This window comes from Bifidobacterium sp. SO1, from assembly GCF_018555335.1.
Taxonomy (GTDB): Bacteria; Actinomycetota; Actinomycetes; order Actinomycetales; family Bifidobacteriaceae; genus Bifidobacterium; species Bifidobacterium simiiventris.
The window spans coordinates 184,440-202,205 of the sequence record NZ_JAFEJR010000002.1; the positions used below are offsets into that span (position 1 = coordinate 184,440).

The 17,766-nt window shown below is 64.5% G+C and carries 14 protein-coding genes; 9 read left to right on the plus strand and 5 right to left on the minus strand.

Going from position 1 to position 17,766, the window contains the following annotated elements; genetic code table 11:
• Positions 1-89: 89 nt before the first annotated feature.
• The 4 genes from fucP to JS541_RS02915 form a co-directional block, all read right to left on the minus strand.
• Positions 90-1,472 carry an L-fucose:H+ symporter permease gene (gene fucP, locus JS541_RS02900; protein ID WP_214372971.1) on the minus strand — a complete coding sequence of 461 codons (1,383 nt, stop codon included), beginning with the start codon at positions 1,470-1,472 and terminating at the stop codon, positions 90-92.
• A 155-nt stretch (positions 1,473-1,627) separates the two neighbouring features.
• Positions 1,628-2,017, minus strand: coding sequence for a VOC family protein (locus JS541_RS02905; RefSeq protein WP_214372973.1), 390 nt, complete (start codon positions 2,015-2,017; stop codon positions 1,628-1,630).
• A gap of 181 nt (positions 2,018-2,198) precedes the next feature.
• Complete coding sequence (locus JS541_RS02910; RefSeq protein WP_214372975.1) at positions 2,199-3,095, minus strand: carbohydrate kinase; 897 nt, start codon at positions 3,093-3,095, stop codon at positions 2,199-2,201.
• Positions 3,096-3,174: 79 nt separating this feature from the next.
• Complete coding sequence (locus JS541_RS02915; RefSeq protein ID WP_214372977.1) at positions 3,175-4,377, minus strand: ROK family transcriptional regulator; 1,203 nt, start codon at positions 4,375-4,377, stop codon at positions 3,175-3,177.
• 209 nt (positions 4,378-4,586) lie between these two features.
• Here JS541_RS02915 and JS541_RS02920 point away from each other — a divergent pair, with 209 nt between their 5' ends.
• From JS541_RS02920 to JS541_RS02955, 8 genes are all read left to right on the plus strand, one after another.
• The gene (locus tag JS541_RS02920) at positions 4,587-5,324 is read left to right on the plus strand and encodes a copper homeostasis protein CutC (protein ID WP_214372979.1); all 738 of its coding nucleotides are present in this window, start codon (positions 4,587-4,589) and stop codon (positions 5,322-5,324) included.
• Positions 5,325-5,614: 290 nt separating this feature from the next.
• A complete protein-coding gene (locus JS541_RS02925) occupies positions 5,615-6,931 on the plus strand; it encodes an extracellular solute-binding protein (RefSeq protein ID WP_214372981.1) in 1,317 nt (438 codons plus the stop codon).
• 136 nt (positions 6,932-7,067) lie between these two features.
• Positions 7,068-8,039 (plus strand): sugar ABC transporter permease, encoded by a 972-nt coding sequence (locus JS541_RS02930; RefSeq protein ID WP_214372983.1) that lies wholly within the window; start codon positions 7,068-7,070, stop codon positions 8,037-8,039.
• Positions 8,036-8,986: a carbohydrate ABC transporter permease gene (locus JS541_RS02935; protein ID WP_214372985.1), complete on the plus strand. Its 951-nt coding sequence runs from the start codon at positions 8,036-8,038 to the stop codon at positions 8,984-8,986. Before JS541_RS02930 ends, JS541_RS02935 begins: the two co-directional genes overlap by 4 nt.
• 271 nt (positions 8,987-9,257) lie before the next feature.
• Positions 9,258-11,507 carry a 1,3-beta-galactosyl-N-acetylhexosamine phosphorylase gene (gene gnpA, locus JS541_RS02940; RefSeq protein WP_214372988.1) on the plus strand — a complete coding sequence of 750 codons (2,250 nt, stop codon included), beginning with the start codon at positions 9,258-9,260 and terminating at the stop codon, positions 11,505-11,507.
• 193 nt (positions 11,508-11,700) lie between these two features.
• Complete coding sequence (locus JS541_RS02945; protein WP_214372990.1) at positions 11,701-12,780, plus strand: aminoglycoside phosphotransferase family protein; 1,080 nt, start codon at positions 11,701-11,703, stop codon at positions 12,778-12,780.
• The gene (locus JS541_RS02950) at positions 12,780-14,282 is read left to right on the plus strand and encodes a UDP-glucose--hexose-1-phosphate uridylyltransferase (RefSeq protein ID WP_214372992.1); all 1,503 of its coding nucleotides are present in this window, start codon (positions 12,780-12,782) and stop codon (positions 14,280-14,282) included. The genes JS541_RS02945 and JS541_RS02950 overlap by 1 nt, the downstream gene beginning before the upstream one ends.
• Before the next feature lie 12 nt (positions 14,283-14,294).
• The gene (locus JS541_RS02955) at positions 14,295-15,203 is read left to right on the plus strand and encodes an ROK family protein (protein WP_214372993.1); all 909 of its coding nucleotides are present in this window, start codon (positions 14,295-14,297) and stop codon (positions 15,201-15,203) included.
• A gap of 245 nt (positions 15,204-15,448) precedes the next feature.
• Here the strand turns inward: JS541_RS02955 and JS541_RS02960 are convergent, their stop codons facing one another.
• Positions 15,449-16,597, minus strand: coding sequence for an ROK family transcriptional regulator (locus tag JS541_RS02960; protein ID WP_214372995.1), 1,149 nt, complete (start codon positions 16,595-16,597; stop codon positions 15,449-15,451).
• 303 nt (positions 16,598-16,900) lie between these two features.
• Between JS541_RS02960 and nagB the strand changes: the two genes are divergently transcribed.
• Positions 16,901-17,713, plus strand: coding sequence for a glucosamine-6-phosphate deaminase (gene nagB / locus JS541_RS02965; protein ID WP_214372997.1), 813 nt, complete (start codon positions 16,901-16,903; stop codon positions 17,711-17,713).
• The last annotated feature ends 53 nt before the right edge of the window (positions 17,714-17,766 follow it).

Genomic DNA, 17,766 nt, shown 5'->3' on the forward strand with positions numbered 1-17,766 from the left:
TCCCCTTGCCGGGAGCGATACCGGCAAGGGGAGTCGTACGACGGAGCGGAAGTTTCCGCCGCGCAGTGCTACGCGGCGGAAACGATCGGTCAGTTGGCGATTTCGCCGTCCTCGGTCATGGCCTTGAGCTGGGCCGGGGTGTACTTGTCGCGCTTGAATTCGGAGACGAAGTACAGGCCGACGATGAGCAGCTCGATGGCCGGCAGGATGAACGAGAACTGCATGTTCACCGCGTCGGAGAGCGCGCCCTGCGCCATCGGCAGGATCGCGCCGCCGACCAGCGCCATCACGATGATCGCGCCGGCGGTCTCGGTGTGGCGGCGGTCCTCGACGGTCTTGAGCGTGCGCGAGTAGATCGTCGGCCAGCCAGGCCCCAGGAACAGGGAGACGAGCACCGCAAGCCAGACGGACGCCATGCCGGGCACGAACGCCGTGCCGATGAGCACCACGCAGCCGACGATCATGTAGATGGCGAGCACGCGCGTCTCGCGGAACTTCGACAGGAAGTAGGAGGCGGAGATACGGCCGACGAAGAAGATGATGTAGCTGATCATCATGTAGTTCGCGGACTCGCGGTCGGAGATCGGGGCGCCGGCCTGCTCGGACACGTTCAGCGCCAGTCGCATGGTGAACGACCAGATGCCGGTCTGCGCGCCGATGTAGATGAACTGCACGGCGATGCCCTGCCAGAAGCGGCCGTTGTGGCCGAGGTAGCTCATCGTCTCGCCGAGCGTGGCCTTGGCCACGTCGCCTTCCTTGGTCTGCGGGCGGCACTTCGGGAACTTGACGATCGCGAAGAGCACGATGAACACGAGCATGATGACCATGACGACGATGTACGGCTGCAACGTGCGGCCGAGCTGTTCGGAGGCGAGGTCGAGCGCCGCCTGCGGGTCGGTCTTGCGCAGCTTCTCCATCTCGGTGTGCAGGTTGGAGTCCTGGAACACGAAGTACTTGCCGAGCAGCACGCCGGAAAGCAGGCCGAGCGCGTTCATGGTCTGCGCGACGTTCAGGCGCAGCGTGCTCAGGCGCTTCGGGCCGAGCAGCGTCGCGTACGTGTCGGCCGAGGTCTCGAGGAAGCTCAGGCCGATCGCCTCGACGAAGATGGCGAACAGGAAGATCTCGTACGTGATCAGACGCGAGGCCGGGAAGAAGATGAAGCAGCCGAGCGCGAAGAACGCGAGGCCGGTCATGATGCCGAGCTTGTAGCTGGTGCGCTTGATGAACAGCGAGGCGGGGATGGCGATGATGAAGTAGCCGGCGTAGAACGCGCTCTGCACGAGTGCGGTCTGCATGTCGGTCAGCTCGAACACCGGCTTGAACTGGGTGATCAGCACGTCGTTGAGGCTGGAGGCGATCGCCCAGAAGGCGAACAGCACCGAGGTCATGGCGAACTGGAGGACCGGCGTACGGTCAAGGTATCCGTCGGGGCTCTCTACCCACGGCGTCTTTGCAGAGGTTGTGTTGCTCATAGTGAATCCCTGTTATCCCTTTTTAAATCCCTTTTTTGGGAACACTGGTGTCATGGTTCGCCGGCGTTCGCGACGCTGCGTGGACGCCGGCGTGGTGGTTGCGGTTGATGGTGATGCCGATGTGCGGCTGCGGCCCGCTCGCGGCGGGCGCGCGACTACATGATCTGGCAGAACTCGATGACCTCGTGGTTCGGGCCGAGCACGTTGAAGTAGCGGATGCCGTGCTCCCAGAACGTGTCGATGTGCTGGATGGAGCCCTCAACGAAGTTCAGGCCGAGCTTCTGCGCCTCGGCGAACGACGCCTCGATGTCGGTGGAGTCGAGCGCGAAGTGGTTGATCGCGCCGTTCTCCATCGGGGTCGGGTCCATCGTCCACACCTCGAGGGTGAGGTTGTTCAGGCGCAGGAACGTGCAGCGGTCCTCGCCGTTCGGGTAGATGCCGAGGCACTTGAAGCCGAGCTTCTCGTAGTAGGCGATGGTGCCCTCGAGATCGGTGGTGGGGATGCCGACGTGCTGCACGCCCGTGACGGTGTCCTGAATGGCCATGATTACTCCTTTGTTTGTGTGATCAGTGGGTTATTGACTGACGTTGTCTGTTTTTGGACGCGAACGGCCCAGCGGGAGGGGGATTCGCGTCGGTTTTTCGGTGAGCCGAAAGAAGAGGGGTGGGCCGGCGTCGTCGTCGGCCCGAACGTCTCGCCGTGCGTGCACGGCGAGACGTGATGCGTCACTCGGCGTCTTCGGCGAGGTAGTCCGGCATGACTTCCGGGTACTTCGGCCACGCGCCGGCCTGGGTGCACACGAAGGCGGCGGTGTTGACGGCCGCGCGGTGCGCTTCGGCGAGGGTGTTGCCGAGCAGGATCTTCGCGGTGAACGTGCCGGAGAAGGAGTCGCCGGCGCCCACGGTGTCGTTGACCTCGACGTGCGGGGTGTTGAGCGTGGAGGATTCGCCGTTCTTGGAGATGATGGTCGAGAAGGTCGAACCGCCGGTCAGGATCACGTAGTCCAGGCCGTACTCGGTCATGAACCAGCGGCAGGCCTCGTCGTCGGAGGTGCCGCGGATGTCGAACATGTCGCGCAGGAGCAGCAGTTCGGCGTCGTTGATCTTGAACACGGTGGCGTAGCCGAGCAGCTCCTCGATGAGCTCCTTGGAGTAGTGGTCGCCGCGCAGGTTGATGTCGAAGAACTTCATCGCGCCGGCCTTGGTGTGCTTGAGCAGCTCGACGATGGTGTCGTGCGACTCCTGGGAGCGCAGGCCCAGCGTGCCGAAGCAGACGGCGTCGGCCTGTTCGGCGACCTCGATGAGCTGGCGGGTGAGCAGCAGGTGGTCCCAGGCGACGCCCTTGACGATGGTGTACTCCGGGATGCCGTTCTTCAGGGCCACCTCGACGGTGGAGGTCGGCCAGGCGTTGCGCTGGATGATGGTGTGGATGCCGGCCTTCTCGGCCTCGACGAGCAGCTCGTCGCCGAGCTCGTCCTCGCCGACGGCGCTGATGGACCAGCCTTCGGTGCCGTTCATCATCGCATGGTAGGCGAAGTTGACGGGGGCGCCGCCCGCGCGCTTGCCGGTGGGCAGCATATCCCACAGGAGTTCGCCGAGGGACAGCACGATTGGCTTGGACATGATGGTTCCTTTCTATGGTTGGCGCGGTTGGCGTCGACAGTTGGTTGTTTGGGGTTTGCCGTGTAGGCCGGCGGCGTGGTTAGACGTCGTCGAAGAACACCGAGGGGTGCTCCAAAAATTCGGTGATCGCCACGGCCGCCGCGCCGGTGACGGTCGCATCGGTGGGCAGCGGCGACAGGGTGATGGTGGTGGCCTGCGCGATGTCGGGAATCGCGCGTTCGGCCACGGTTTCGAGGATCGCGTCGAGCAGGGGCTGCCCGGCTTCGGAGACGATGTCGCCGATGACGATGCGCTCGGGGTTGTAGGCGTTGAGAATCGTCACGCAGCCGTATCCGGCGTAACGGCCGATGCGGTGTACGAGATCGAGTGCCGGCTTGTCGCCGTCGTTCGCGGCGGCGAACAGGGCGCGGCATGCCTCGGTGTGCGTCATGTTCGCGGCGCCCGGCACGAGATCGTTCGCGACGATCTGCTCGTGTACGGCCACCGCGGAGCAGTAGCGTTCGAGGCAGCCGACGTTGCCGCAGTCGCAGGGGATGCCGTGCACGTCGACGCTGATGTGGCCGATTTCGGTGGCGGCGCCCTGGGCGCCGTCGATGAGCCGGCCGTTGTCGATCACGCCCAGCCCCACGCCCTCGCCGATCAGGTAGTAGGCGAGGTTCTCGCAGGTGCTGTCGCGGTCGAACAGATACTGGGCGAGCGCGCCCGCGCGGGCGTCCTGCTCGATGTAGACCGGCACGGGGAACGCGTCGGCGAATTCTTCGATGAAGTTGACGGAACGCCAGCCGGCCATGGAGGAGACGACGGCGGTGCGGCCCTGGTCGCGCAGGTAGGGGCCGGGTACGGCGATGCCGATCGCGACGATCTCGTCGTCGGCGGCGAGGAGCCGGTTGACGTGCTCGTGGATGGACCGGATCGTGGCCGGGATGGTGCTGTCGCTGACGGTGGGCAGATCCTCGAGGCTGATGCGGTTGCCGGCGAGATCGAACAGGCCGATCTCCACGAGGCTGCGGGCGAACTTCACGCCGACGACGTGGAACAGCGCGGTGTCGAGCTTGAGGCCGATGGAACGGCGGTTCTTGATGCCTTCGAGGTCGCCGGTCTCGGTGATGATGCCGGCTTCCAGCAGACGGGCGGTGATCTTGGTGATGGCCGCGGGGGTCAGTTCGAGCGCCTTGGCGATCTGCGCGCGCGAGCTGATGCCGTTATGATAGAGGTGCTGAAGGATGCGGGAACGGTTGGATTCCGAAATGGATGCCTGCGATGCGGTCGCGGTTGCGTTCATGTGTCCTTCACCTCCTTGTGTCCAGCTTCGTCGCACATCTTCCTTGAATCTGAACTTGATTGATATATTAACGCGGTTAATCTCGAGTGCCAAATCGAACCCGTTCGGCGTGTCGTGCCGGGCCGTGGGTCGGACGGACGATGATACGCTGGCAGGACCGGTATTGCTGGCGTCGTCGGGGCTGACGGCGCGGATGTTAAGGAGAAAAGATGACGACGCTGGAAATCGCAGTGCAGGATGTCGACGGTGCCGTCGTCGCGTTGCAGGAAGGGGCGGACCGCATCGAACTGTGTTCGGCGCTCGGCGCCACGGGCGGACTGACGCCCAGCTACGGCATGATCCAGCTGTGTGCCCATGTGGGCGTGCCGCAGGGCGTGCAGGTGCTCATCCGGTCGCGGGCCGGATCGTTCGTGTTCGACGAGCGCGAGAAGCGGGTGCAGCTGATCGACGTGAAATCGGCCATCCTCGCCGGCGCGCGGGGCGTGGTGGTCGGCGGACTGACGGAAAGCGGACGCATCGACGTGGACTTCGCCGCGCAGCTAGTGGATGCCGCGCACGAGGAGGCCCGGCGTTGCAACCGCCACGTGCAGGTTACGTTCCATCGCGCGTTCGACATGGTGCCCGACCAGTTCTCGGCGCTCGACACGTTGATTGAGCTGGGCTACGACCGTGTGCTCACGTCGGGCGGCGCGCCGAGCGTGCCCGAGGGGCTTGACCGGCTGCGCGCGCTGGTGCATCACGCGGCAGGCCGCATCCAGATTGAGGCCGGTGGCGGCGTGAAGGTCGACCGCATCGGCGATATCCGCTCGACCGGCGTGGACGCCGTGCACCTGTCGGCCAAGACGCTGGTGTCGGCGCAGGGCGGACCCGGTGGCGGCGGTGACACGCCGCTCGAACGCACCGACCGCTATGTCGTGCGGGCCGCCGTGGCTGCGGCCCATGCGTGATGTCGGGCGTCCGCGCGCATCTGTTCGTCGGGATGGCGGGGTTGCGCCGGCCGGTTGGAAAGCCGGTCGGCGCAACCCCGTTCGCTATTGTTAATGATGTTGCAGTAAAGATAGTTAACTCATGGTATTTATTGCGATGTTCGGGACTGTGTATTGCCGATATTCCGCGGATTGTCCGGTGACACGCTGTTCATGTAAAGATAGTTGACAAATAACCGTCAAGCCTCTATATTTACATCGTAGTTGCCGCAACGAAGCGGTGGCTCCCATCTCATAGAGGAGTAGGAACAATGGTCAACAAACGAATGATGGCGTCCTTGGCCGCGGTGGCCGCACTGTCCGTGGGACTCGCGGGCTGCGGCTCGACCACCAACGACAACAACAACGCGGGCGGCGACTCGTCTGATGGCGGCGTGGTGAACATCACCTACATGCATCGTCTGCCCGACAACGACGGTATGGTGCTCGTCAACGACATCGTCGCCAAGTGGAACAAAGAGCATCCCGAAATCCAGGTCAAGGCCACCAAGTTCGACGGCAAGGCCTCCGAGATGATCAAGAAGCTCGAGACCGACGTCAAGAACGACAACGCGCCCGATCTCGCACAGGTCGGCTACGCCGAGCTGCCCGAAGTCTTCACCAAGGACATGCTGCAGGACGTCACCGAATACGCCGAGCAGTACAAGGATCACTTCGCGTCCGGTCCGTACTCGCTCATGCAGGTCGGCGGCAAGTACTTCGGTCTGCCGCAGGACACCGGCCCCCTCGTCTACTTCTACAACAAGGCCGAATTCGACAAGCTCGGCATCTCCGTGCCGAAGACCGCCGACGAGATGATCGCCTCCGCCAAGAAGGCCGCGGCCGCGGGCAAGTACATCATGTCCTACCAGCCCGATGAGGCCGGCAACATGATCTCCGGCCTGGCCGGCGCCTCCGGCGGCTGGTACAAGGTCGTGGACGACGCGTGGGTCGTCAACACCGAAACCGACGGCTCCAAGGCCGTCGCCGACCTCTACCAGCAGCTTATCGACGCGAAGGCCGCCACCACCAACGCCCGTTGGGACGCTTCCTTCGACGCCTCGCTGCAGGACGGCTCGCTGATCGGCACCGTCGCCGCCGCATGGGAGGCCCCGCTGTTCATGGCCTCCGCCGGCGAGACCGGCGCCGGCGACTGGCAGGTTGCCCAGCTTGGCGACTGGTTCGGCAACGACGGCAAGACCGGCCCCGACGGCGGCTCCGGCGTCGCGGTGCTCAAGACCTCCAAGCACCCGAAGGAGGCCATGGAGTTCCTCGACTGGTTCAACACGCAGATCTCCGATCTCGTCTCCCAGGGCCTCGTGCCGGCAGCGACCACCGCGGACGCCAAGACCCCCGAGAAGTGGGCCGAGTTCTTCGGCGGCCAGGATATCATGGCCGAGTTCAAGACCGCGAACAACAACATGGGCGACTTCACCTACATGCCCGGCTTCTCCGCCGTCGCCACCGCGATGAACGAGACCGCGGCCAAGGCCGTCGACGGTTCCGGCAAGGTCGCGGACATCTTCTCCGTCGCGCAGAAGACCTCTATCGACACGCTGAAGAACCTCAACCTGTCCGTCAAGGAGTGAACAGGTTGCTGACCGGGCCTTTTCCGGCAGATGACAGCCGTTCCCACACCATCTGAAGAAAGGCCGGAGTCCAACGCTCCGGCCTTTCCTTATGAATCGCATCGTATCTCCCAGTCCGAAAGCAAAGGTCGTTCCCATGACTGACACCACGCATGCGGCGAACGCGACCAAGGCCGGAACAACATCCAAGCCGAAGCGTTCCGATGCCGCCAAGCGCGAGAACCGCACCGGCTGGGCCTTCATGGCCCCGTTCGCCATCCTGTTCGCGCTCGTCTTCATCCTGCCCATCGTCTGGGCCATCTATTCCAGCTTCTTCCGCCAGGTCGCCGAAGGGGGCGGCGCGTACGGCGGCGGCAAGCTCGTCAACAAGTTCGTCGGCCTGCAGAACTTCCAGTACGTCGTCACCTCCAGCGCGTTCTGGTCCGGCATCGGCCGCGTGCTGCTCTACACGCTCATCCAGGTGCCGTTCATGATCATCGCCGCACTGGCGCTCGCCATGCTGCTCGACTCGTTCATCGTCAAGCGCGTCACCGTGTTCCGCCTCGGCTACTTCCTGCCGTACGCGATCCCCGGAGTCGTCGCGTCGATCATCTGGGTGTTCCTGTACAACGGCCAGATCTCGCCGATCGTCAAGGGACTTGCGGCCATCGGCATCAACGTCGACTTCTTCGCCAAGAATATCGTGATCGGCTCGATGGCCAACATCACCACCTGGACGTTCACCGGCTACAACATGCTGATCTTCCTCGCCGCGCTGCAGGCCATCCCGCACGACCTGTACGAGGCCGCCCGCATCGACGGCGCGAACGGATTCCAGATCGCCATGCGCATCAAGCTGCCGAACGTGCGCGCCGCCGCCCTGCTCGCCATGCTGCTGTCGATCGTCGGCACCATCCAGCTGTTCAACGAGCCGGAGATCATGTCCGTGTCCGACCCGAGCATCTCCAAGTCGTTCACGCCGATGATGATGGCCCTCTACACCTCGCGCGGCACACTCACCCCGAGCGGCGACGGCCCCGCATCCGCCATCGCCATCGTTATGGCGCTCATCGCCGGCGTCCTCGCCGCGCTGTACGCCCTCGCCGAAAGGAAGGTGAACCAAGAATGAGCAACATGACCTCTCGGGAACGAGCCGCCCTGCGCGCCCGCAAGAAGGCCGACCGCATCCGCGACCTGCATGCCAACGACCTGCCGCGTTCCATGCAGCCGTCCGCGGCCGTCAAAACTGTCACGATCGTCGTGCTGGTGCTGACGCTCATCTACTTCCTGTTCCCGATCTACTGGGCGGTCATCGCGTCCACGAAGACGCCCAGTCAGATGACCGGCAGCAACGGCCTATGGTTCGCCGTCGGTATTGAGGACCTGCCGAACGCCATCGCCACCAACTACGGTAAGCTACTGGGCTGGACGCGCGGCAACTTCTGGCGTTGGGTCCTCAACTCGCTGATCTACTCGGGCGTCTCGGCCGGCGTCGGCACGCTCGTCGCCGTCATGGCCGGCTACGCCACCGCCAAGTTCAACTTCCGCGGCAAGAACCTCGCCATCGGCGTCATCATGGGCTGCATGCTCATGCCGGCCGCGCTGCTGACCATCCCGCAGTACTCGATCTTTCACGCGATGCACCTGACCGATACGATGCTCGCCGTCATCATCCCGTGCTGTGTCTCGCCGTTCGGCTTCTTCCTTGGCCGCGTGTACGCGCAGACCTCGGTACCGAACGAACTGCTTGAGGCCGCGCGCATCGACGGTGCCAGCGAGGCGAGGATCTTCTTCACGATCGTGCTGCGCATCCTCGCGCCGGCGATGGTGACGATCTTCCTGTTCCTGTTCGTCGCGACATGGAACAACTTCCTGCTGCCGCTCATGATGATCTCGGCGGACACGTTGAAGCCAGTCACGCTCGGCCTGTACGGCATGGTCTCGCTCGCCACGTTCAACGAGCGCGGCGCCCTCATGATGGGCGCGCTGCTCGGCGTGCTGCCCGTGATCATCCTCTTCCTCGGCCTCCAGCGCTACTGGCAGGCCGGCCTCGCCGCAGGTGCCGTTAAAGGCTGATGAGTTAAGCGGGAAGCCCGGTGGGCTTCCCGTAGCGTCAGCCTGAGCGAGCCGATAGGCAAGCGAAGGCAGCATTGAGCCCGAGCGCAGCGCGAGTCCTTAATTGCGTATTTCCTCCTTGGCCCCCTCAGATGAGGGGGCTGTCAGCGAAGCTGACTGGGGGAGGGAACACGTGTCGAACATATGGGGTGCGGCTACCCCTCAGTCAGTCTTCGGCTGACAGCTCCCCTAGCAAGGGGAGCCAAGAATCGTTGCAAAGGAGCAATACTTCATGACCACCGGACGTTTCACCCTTCCGAGCGAATCGAACTTCGCCGAGAAGACCAAGGAGCTTGCCGACCTGTGGGGCGCGGACGCGATCCGCAACTCGGACGGCACCCAGCTCGACGACGCCGTGCGCGCGCTCGGCAAGAAGATCTACAGCGCGTACTTCCCGACCCGCGCCCACAACGAGTGGATCACCCTGCACATGGACGAGACGCCGCAGGTCTATCTGCTCACCCAGCGCGAACTCGCCGAAACCGACACTGTGACCATCGACCTCATGTCCGGGTTCTTCGCCGAACAGCTCACTCCGAACTATGATGCCGACCCGGCCAGATACTGGGAGGTCGTCGACCGTACCACCGGCGCCGTCGTGGACCCGGCGAACTGGACGGTTGACGCGGCGGCCCATACGGTCACTGTCACTGGTGCGACCCCGATGCACGAGTACACCGTCTCGTTCCTCGCCTACATCATCTGGGATCCGGTCGAGATGTACAACCATCTGACCAACGACTGGGGCGACAAGGAACACGAGATCCCGTTCGACATCTACCATCCGGCCACCCGCAAGTTCGTGTTCGACACGTTCGAACAGTGGCTCAAAGACAATCCTGACACCGACGTCGTGCGCTTCACCACGTTCTTCTACCAGTTCACGCTCATCTTCGACCCGAAACACCGCGAGAAGATCGTCGACTGGTTCGGCTGCTCGTGTACCGTCTCGCCGGCCGCGCTCGACGATTTTGAGCAGCAGTACGGCTACCGGCTGCGCCCCGAGGACTTCGTGGACGAAGGCTGCTACAACTCAGCATGGCGCGTGCCGCGCAAGGCCCAGCGCGACTGGATCGACTTCCTGTCGGGCTTCGTGCGCGAGAACGTGAAGAAGCTCGCCGACATGTCGCATGCGGCCGGCAAGGAAGCCATGATGTTCCTCGGCGACCAGTGGATCGGCACCGAACCGTACAAGGACGGGTTCTCCGACCTCGGCCTCGACGCCGTGGTCGGCTCGATCGGCGACGGCACCACCACCCGCATGATCGCCGACATCAAGGGCGTACGCTATACCGAGGGCCGGTTCCTGCCGTACTTCTTCCCCGACACGTTCTACGAGGGCAACGATCCGAGCATCGAGGCATGGGACAACTGGCGCAAGGCCCGCCGCGCCATCCTGCGCTCGCCGATCGCGCGCATGGGCTACGGCGGCTACCTGTCGCTGGCCGCGAAGTTCCCCAAGTTCGTGGACGCGGTGACGCACATCGCCGACGAATTCCGCGACATCCACGAGCGTACTGGGGGAGAGGCCGCCGAAGGCGAACTCAACGTCGCGATCCTCAACTCGTGGGGCCGCATGCGCTCGTGGATGGCGTACACGGTCGCGCACGCCCTGCCCAACAAGCAGACCTACTCGTACTACGGCATCCTCGAATCGTTGTCCGGCATGCGCGTCAACGTGCGGTTCGTCAGCTTCGACGACGTGATCGAACACGGCGTGGACGACGACATCGACGTGATCATCACCGGCGGTCCGGTCGACACCGCATACTCGGGCGGCGACATCTGGGCGAAGGACCCGCGGCTGGCCGAAACGCTGCGCGCATGGGTGCGTGGCGGCGGCGCGCTCGTCGGCGTGGGCGAACCCAGCTCGCAATGGTTCCAGGGACGCTTCTTCCAGCTGGCCGACGTGCTCGGCGTGGACGAGGAGCGCTTCCAGACCCTGTCGGTCGACAAGTACTTCCCGCCCGTCACGCCCGACCACTTCATCACCGCCGACGTGCCCGTCGATCCGGCGGCGCGCGAGGCATGGGAATCGGCCGGCTATCGCATCCCACTGTCGGGCTGCGGCGGCGGCCAGGGCAAGGCGTCGCTCGGCGGCATCGACTTCGGCGAGGCGATCGCCAACACATTCCCGGTGAACGAGAACGTGACCCTGCTGCGCGCGGACGGCGGCGAAGTGCAGCTCGCCGTCAACGAGTACGGGGCCGGCCGCGGCGTATACGTGTCCGGACTGTCGTATTCGGCCGCGAACGCGCGACTGCTTGAACGCATCCTGTTCTACGCGAGCCATCACGAGGACCGGTATGCGGCCTACAGCTCGACCAACCCCGAATGCGAGGTCGCGCGGTTCCCCAAGTCCGGCTGGTACTGCGTGATCAACAACACCGACCGTCCGCAGTCCACCGACGTGACGCTGCCGAACGGCGCGCGCGAGCACTTCGACCTCGACGCCAGCGCCATCGCCTGGCGGCGCATCTGAACACCCCGCACGGCGGTTTTCTCTCACCGGGCGTTTCCCGGTGAGAGAAGACCGCCACGCGATAGGGCGATTGCCGTCCCTTATTTATGTATATATCATTAACAAATAACGGTGCCGCCGGGCAGGATGTCTGCGATCATGCGCAGCCCGCCCGCGCGAGCCGCCGTTCAACGGATCGTGAAGGAGAGTTCCCATGACGGACACCGACGCCACGCTCGCCGAAGTCGCCTCCCGCTTCCCGCTTGAGGGAACGGTCGAAAGCATCACCCCGTACGGCGACGGCCACATCAACGCCACCTATCTGGTCGTCACGGACGCGAAACGCTACATCCTGCAACGCATGAACACCGATATCTTCCCCGACGTCGTGCATCTCATGCGCAACGTCGAACTCGTCACCGCCTACCTGCGCGAGCAGGGCCAGGAAACGCTCGACATCATCCGAACCAACGACGGCGCGACCTACGTCACCGAACCGTCCGGCGCATGGCGCGTCTACGCATTCATCGAAAACACCGTCTCCTATAACCTAGTCACCGACGCGGCCGTGTTCCGTGGCGCGGGCGCGGCGTTCGGCGCGTTCCAGAACCAGCTCTCCGGCTTCGACGCCTCGCAGCTGACCGAAACCATCGCCCACTTCCACGACACGCCCCACCGTTTCGAGGACTTCAAGGCCGCCGTCGCCGCCGACGCGAAGGGCCGTGCGAAGACCTGCCAAGGCGAAATCGACTTCTACATGGCCCACGCCGACATCTACGACGCCATCACCTCCGGGCTTGCGGACGGCACGATCCCGCTGCGCGTCACCCACAACGACACCAAGCTCAACAACATCCTCATGGATGCCGACACCGGCAAGGCGCGCGCCATCATCGACCTCGACACCGTCATGCCCGGCTCCATGCTCTACGACTTCGGCGATTCGATCCGCTTCGGCGCCTCCACCGCGCTCGAGGACGAACCCGACCTCGACAAAGTGCATTTCAGCACCGACCTGTTCCGCGCGTACACGGAAGGCTTCGTCGGCGAACTGCGCAGCAGCATCACCGCACGCGAAGCCGAACTGCTGCCGATGGGCGCGATCATGATGACGATCGAATGCGGCATGCGATTCCTCGCCGACTATCTCGCCGGCGACGTGTACTTCGCCACCAAGTATCCCGAGCACAATCTCGTGCGTACGCGCACGCAGATCAAACTCGTGCAGGAGATGGAAGCCAAGGCGGCCGACACCGCGGCGATCGTCGCCGACGTGATGGGGGAGACGCACTGATGGACGGGCAGACAGCCGCGGCCGCAACGCCGCTCGACACCGTGTACGCGGCCATCGACGCACTCGTCGACCATGCGATCCGACACCTCGACCTCGACCCGCGCGACGCCGACTGGACGCGCAACCGCATCTTCGCGCTCTTCGACCTCGGCTCGTACCATCCGACCGGCATGACGGCCGGCGAGAGCACCGTCGACGATCTTGTGACAGCGTTCCGCACGGCCGCCGTCACGGCCGGACTGATCGAACCGGAAGACGGCGCATCGATCGCGGACGAGGTCATGGGCATCCTCTCCGCCGCACCCTCCGCCATCGAGGACCGGTTCGCCGCCGTGGAGGCGAAGCACGGCGGCATGGAGGCCATGCGCTGGTTCTACGACTACTGCGTCGCCAACACGTACGTCAAAAAAGCCACGCTCGAACGCAACCCGCGCTTCGACTCGCACGGCCTCGTCGTCACCATCAACCTCGCCAAACCCGAATTCAAGAACATGAAGAAGGCGGCCGCCGGCAACGCGGTCGCGGGCGGCTACCCGGCATGCACGATCTGCCACGAAAACGAAGGCTTCGCGGGACGCGACAAGCGCACGCTGCGCACCATACCGGTCACGCTCGGCGGCACCCCATGGTTCTGGCAGTTCTCGCCGTACGGGTACTTCAACCAGCACGGCATCTGCGTGAACATGGAGCACACGCCCATGCACGTCGACCGCGACACGTTCGGCCACCTGCTCGACTTCGTCGACCGGTTCGACGGCTACTTCCTCGGCTGCAACGCCGCACTGCCGCGCATCGGCGGCTCGGTGCTCGCCCACGACCACTACCAGGGCGGTGGCGAGATCCTGCCCATGTTCAAGGCCGCCACATGGGCGAGCCTGACACTGCCCGGGCATGACGCGACGGTCGAGATCCTCGACTGGCCGGGCACGGCGATGCGCGTCGTCTCCCGCTCGCGAGACGAGATCATCGCGCTCGCCGACATCATCCGCAAGGCGTGGATCGACTACGACGACGCGGCGGCCGGCATCGCCAGCCACGATGCGGACGGCAACCGGCAGTCCGCGCTCTCGCCCAGCGTCATCACGACCGAACGCGGCTACGAGATGAGCCTCATCCTGCGCAACAATGCGGTCAGCGACGAATACCCGGAGGGCGTGTTCCACGCGCACCCCGAATACTGGCCGATCAAACAGGAGCCGATCGGCCTGATCGAAGCGCAGGGCCTGTTCATCCTGCCCGGACGTCTCGTCGGCCAGCTCGGCATGATCGAGGACGCGCTCGCGGAAGGCCGACAGTTGCCGCAGGAAGTCGGCGAGTTCACGATGATCTGGGACGAGCTGACCGCCGCGCTCGACGGTTCGCGCGACCGCGACGCGATCCGCGCGGCCGTGCACGACGAACTCGGCAGCGTGTGCGAACGCATCCTCGGCAACACCGCCGTGTTCAAACGCAAGGAGCAGACGCTGGCGTTCCTGACGTCGCTCGGATTTACGCAACAGTAAGGTGGAATGATCATGACTGACCGTCACTATCTGATCGGCGTCGACATCGGCGGCACCAAGATCGAAGCGGTGCTGCTCGACGCGGCACACGCCGTCGTCGCCTCGCATCGCGTGCCCGCACGGCGCGGCGGAGACAACGTCGTCGCGGATGTCGTGGCCTTGGCGCGCGAGGTCGCCGGCGAACGGCTCGCCGACGTGACGCGCATCGGCATCGGCACGCCCGGACGGGTGGATTCGGCGACCGGACGCATCGCCAACGTCGTCAACCTCGACATCGACACGCTCGATCTGGGGGCGCTGGTGAGCGAACGGCTCGGCGGAGTGCCGGTGCATGTCGACAACGACGTGAACGCGGCGGCCGTCGGTGCGGCGAACGTGCTGTGCGGCGACGACGTGAGCGGCACGATCGTGTTCCTGAACTTCGGCACCGGGCTGGCCGCCGGCATCCTCATCGACGGCGTGCTGCAGCACGGTTCCAGCGGTGCGGCGGGGGAGATCGGCCACGTGCCGGTCGACCCGAACCGTCTGCCATGCCCGTGCGGTCAGCGGGGGTGCCTCGAAACCGTGTGCTCGGGCGCGTCCGTCGCACGACTGTGGCCGACTGAGGACGGCGTGCCGCCCATGCCCGACCTCATCGCGAAGGCCCGCGGCGGCAATGCGGATGCGGTGCGCGTGCTCGGCATGGTGACGCATGCGATCGTGGACACGGTGCAGATCGCTGCGCAATCGGTCGACCCGCGTATGATCATCTTCGGCGGCGGCATGGCGAAGACCGGCCAGCCGCTACTGGACGTCACGGCCGACGAACTGCACCGGCGCGAAGCCACATGCCCGTTCCTCAAAGGACTGGATCTGGTCTCCCGCATCCGCCTCGCCCCGGCCGACGCCCCGCTCGGCGCCATCGGCGCCGCCCTGGCGTAACCATCGGCGTTATGGACGGCCGTAACTCAACATCACCGCCATCCCATTGTTGGGTTATGGCCGTTTTTTGCTTGTGAGACGACCGTAACTCAACAGGAGCCATGCTCTCCCATTGAGTTACGGCCTCTTTTTTGCCTTCGAGACGGCCGCAGCTCAACGGGAGGGGTTTGCTGGTGTCGGGTTACGGCCTGTGGACATATGGGCGGGTGGGAATGAGTGGAGACGGAGCGGGAGAGAAAGCCGACTCAGCCTTCCTCGATGTAGTGGCGGATGACGGCGATGGCGCCGCCGCGCAACGTGATGTCCGCGCCGCACTGGCAACGGCGAACGATGCTGCGGGCGTGGAACTTGGAGGCGGTGGCACGGTCGAGCCGTTCCTGCGCCGCATCGAGGAACGTGTTGTTGATGATGTCGGCCGGCCCGTACACGCACACATCCGTGATGTCGAGCAGGCCGATCGGCATCGCCAGCGCGGCGGCCAGATACTCTCCGGCCTTGCGAATGATCTCGGGGCGTTCGGATTTCGGCACCTTAGCCATCCGCTCGCGCAGCGCGGTCGCGGAAATCAACCGCTCCATGCATCCGCGCTTGCCGCATGGGCACTGCGGCCCATGATCGGGATCGATCGAGATGTGGCCGATCTCGCCGCCGGCATGATGCTCGCCCACCACCGGCACGTCGTCGATCAGCGTGGCCGAGCCGATACCGCGGTCGTTCTTGACGAACAGCATGTTCGGACCGCCCTGGCCGAAGAACCGTTCGGTCAGCATCGAACAGACCACATCGTTCGTAACCGTGACCGGAATGCCGAACCGACGTTCCAACGTCGCCTTAAGATCGACGTCATGCCATCCTAGCGCCGTCGATTCGCGGATCACACCGTTGTCGATCACGCCCGGCACGCAGATACCGATGCCGATGATGCGGTTGACGTCGAGGTCGGCGCGCAGCTCGTCGACGAACTGGACGATCATGTCCACGTCGATCGGATTGTCGGGACCAAGCGCGATCTCCATGCGCTGCTGCGGCAGACCGAGCAGATCGGTCGCAGCCCCCTGCACCAGATGATCCTGCGACAGATCGAGGCTGATGATGCGCAGCCGGTTCGTGTCGATGCTCAGCAGCGTGCCGCGCTTGCCCTTGCCGGTGGCGGCCGTCTCGAACCCGTTCTCGCGGATCAACCCCTCGTCGAGCATGTCGTTGACCACGTCGGAGACGGCTACGCGCGACAGACCGGTGCGGCGGCCGAGTTCGGCGCGTGAGCACTGGTTGGAGGGAAACAGCAGGCTGAAGATCAGCGAACGGTTCTTGCGACGTACGTCCGATGGACTGGCCTTGGTGATCTTTCCCGGCGTATGCAACGGGAACGATCCCGTGTAGGTGTGTTCGGCCATGTCTGCCGCCTTTCCTTGCGATGGTCCCGTATGTGAGTCGTTGCGTCAAGGAATGCGTCATCGAATTCCTAATAACTGTCTTTTCATTATAGCTGGTACTTTCCGCGCGGCAACCGGGAAAACGCCGAAAGATGGCGGTTTTCTATTTATGTAAGTACTATTAACAATTACAGGTGTCGTTGTGAATGCATATGCGAGCGCACAGTGCGGTGCGGCGAGCCTGAAACGAAAACCACCCGTGTGGGGACCGACTCGGCCATCGTGGACCGGGCGCCCCGCGGAACGAAGGATGAAAGGACGGCCATGACCGAAGTCATCATTGTCAAGAACGAGGACGAGGCCGGTGAGATCTACGCGAACTGCGTCGCCGGACTGATCAAGAGCAAGCCGGACGCGGTGCTGGGCCTGGCCACCGGCTCCAGCCCGCTGGCCGCCTACAAGGCGTTGGCCGCGAAGGTCAAAGCCGAGCATATCGACGTGTCGCAGGTGCGCGGTTTCGCGTTGGACGAGTACCTGGGCCTGCCGCTGACCCACCCCGAGTCCTACCATTCCACCATCCACCGCACGGTCGTCGAGCCCTTGGGCCTCGACCCGGCCAAGGTGCACGTGCCCGGCGACGTGCTCGATGGCGCGCCTCTCGAGGACGGCGACAAGATCGCCGCCGCCGGACCCGCGTATGATGCGGCGATCGAAGCCGCGGGCGGCATCGACGTACAGATCCTCGGCATCGGCACCGACGGCCACATCGGCTTCAACGAGCCCGGCTCCTCGCTCGCCTCCGGCACGCGCGTGAAGACCCTCGCCGAGCAGACCCGCATCGACAACGCGCGCTTCTTCGACGACGACATCAACCAGGTGCCGACCCACTGCATCACGCAGGGCATCGGCACGGTCTTGAGGGCCCGTCACCTCGTGCTGCTCGCGTTCGGCTCGGGCAAGGCCGAGGCCATCGAGGAGACCATCGAGGGCGGCGTGTCCGCGTTCTGCCCGGCCTCCGCGCTGCAGCTGCACCCGCATGCGACCGTGATCATCGACGAGGAGGCCGCGAGCCGTCTGCGTCACAAGGATTACTACCGTTACGCGTTCGAGCACAAGCCGGCGTGGCAGGGCATCTGATTCGTTGACGGGCTCCTTGCGAGGCAAGGGGCCCGTTGTCGTGTACCTATCAT

Coding starts and splice junctions, on each gene's coding strand:
- fucP (WP_214372971.1), bottom strand. CDS start 1,472: ATGAGCAACACAACCTCTGCAAAGACGCCGTGGGTAGAGAGCCCCGAC.
- JS541_RS02905 (WP_214372973.1), bottom strand. CDS start 2,017: ATGGCCATTCAGGACACCGTCACGGGCGTGCAGCACGTCGGCATCCCC.
- JS541_RS02910 (WP_214372975.1), bottom strand. CDS start 3,095: ATGTCCAAGCCAATCGTGCTGTCCCTCGGCGAACTCCTGTGGGATATG.
- JS541_RS02915 (WP_214372977.1), bottom strand. CDS start 4,377: ATGAACGCAACCGCGACCGCATCGCAGGCATCCATTTCGGAATCCAAC.
- JS541_RS02920 (WP_214372979.1), top strand. CDS start 4,587: ATGACGACGCTGGAAATCGCAGTGCAGGATGTCGACGGTGCCGTCGTC.
- JS541_RS02925 (WP_214372981.1), top strand. CDS start 5,615: ATGGTCAACAAACGAATGATGGCGTCCTTGGCCGCGGTGGCCGCACTG.
- JS541_RS02930 (WP_214372983.1), top strand. CDS start 7,068: ATGACTGACACCACGCATGCGGCGAACGCGACCAAGGCCGGAACAACA.
- JS541_RS02935 (WP_214372985.1), top strand. CDS start 8,036: ATGAGCAACATGACCTCTCGGGAACGAGCCGCCCTGCGCGCCCGCAAG.
- gnpA (WP_214372988.1), top strand. CDS start 9,258: ATGACCACCGGACGTTTCACCCTTCCGAGCGAATCGAACTTCGCCGAG.
- JS541_RS02945 (WP_214372990.1), top strand. CDS start 11,701: ATGACGGACACCGACGCCACGCTCGCCGAAGTCGCCTCCCGCTTCCCG.
- JS541_RS02950 (WP_214372992.1), top strand. CDS start 12,780: ATGGACGGGCAGACAGCCGCGGCCGCAACGCCGCTCGACACCGTGTAC.
- JS541_RS02955 (WP_214372993.1), top strand. CDS start 14,295: ATGACTGACCGTCACTATCTGATCGGCGTCGACATCGGCGGCACCAAG.
- JS541_RS02960 (WP_214372995.1), bottom strand. CDS start 16,597: ATGGCCGAACACACCTACACGGGATCGTTCCCGTTGCATACGCCGGGA.
- nagB (WP_214372997.1), top strand. CDS start 16,901: ATGACCGAAGTCATCATTGTCAAGAACGAGGACGAGGCCGGTGAGATC.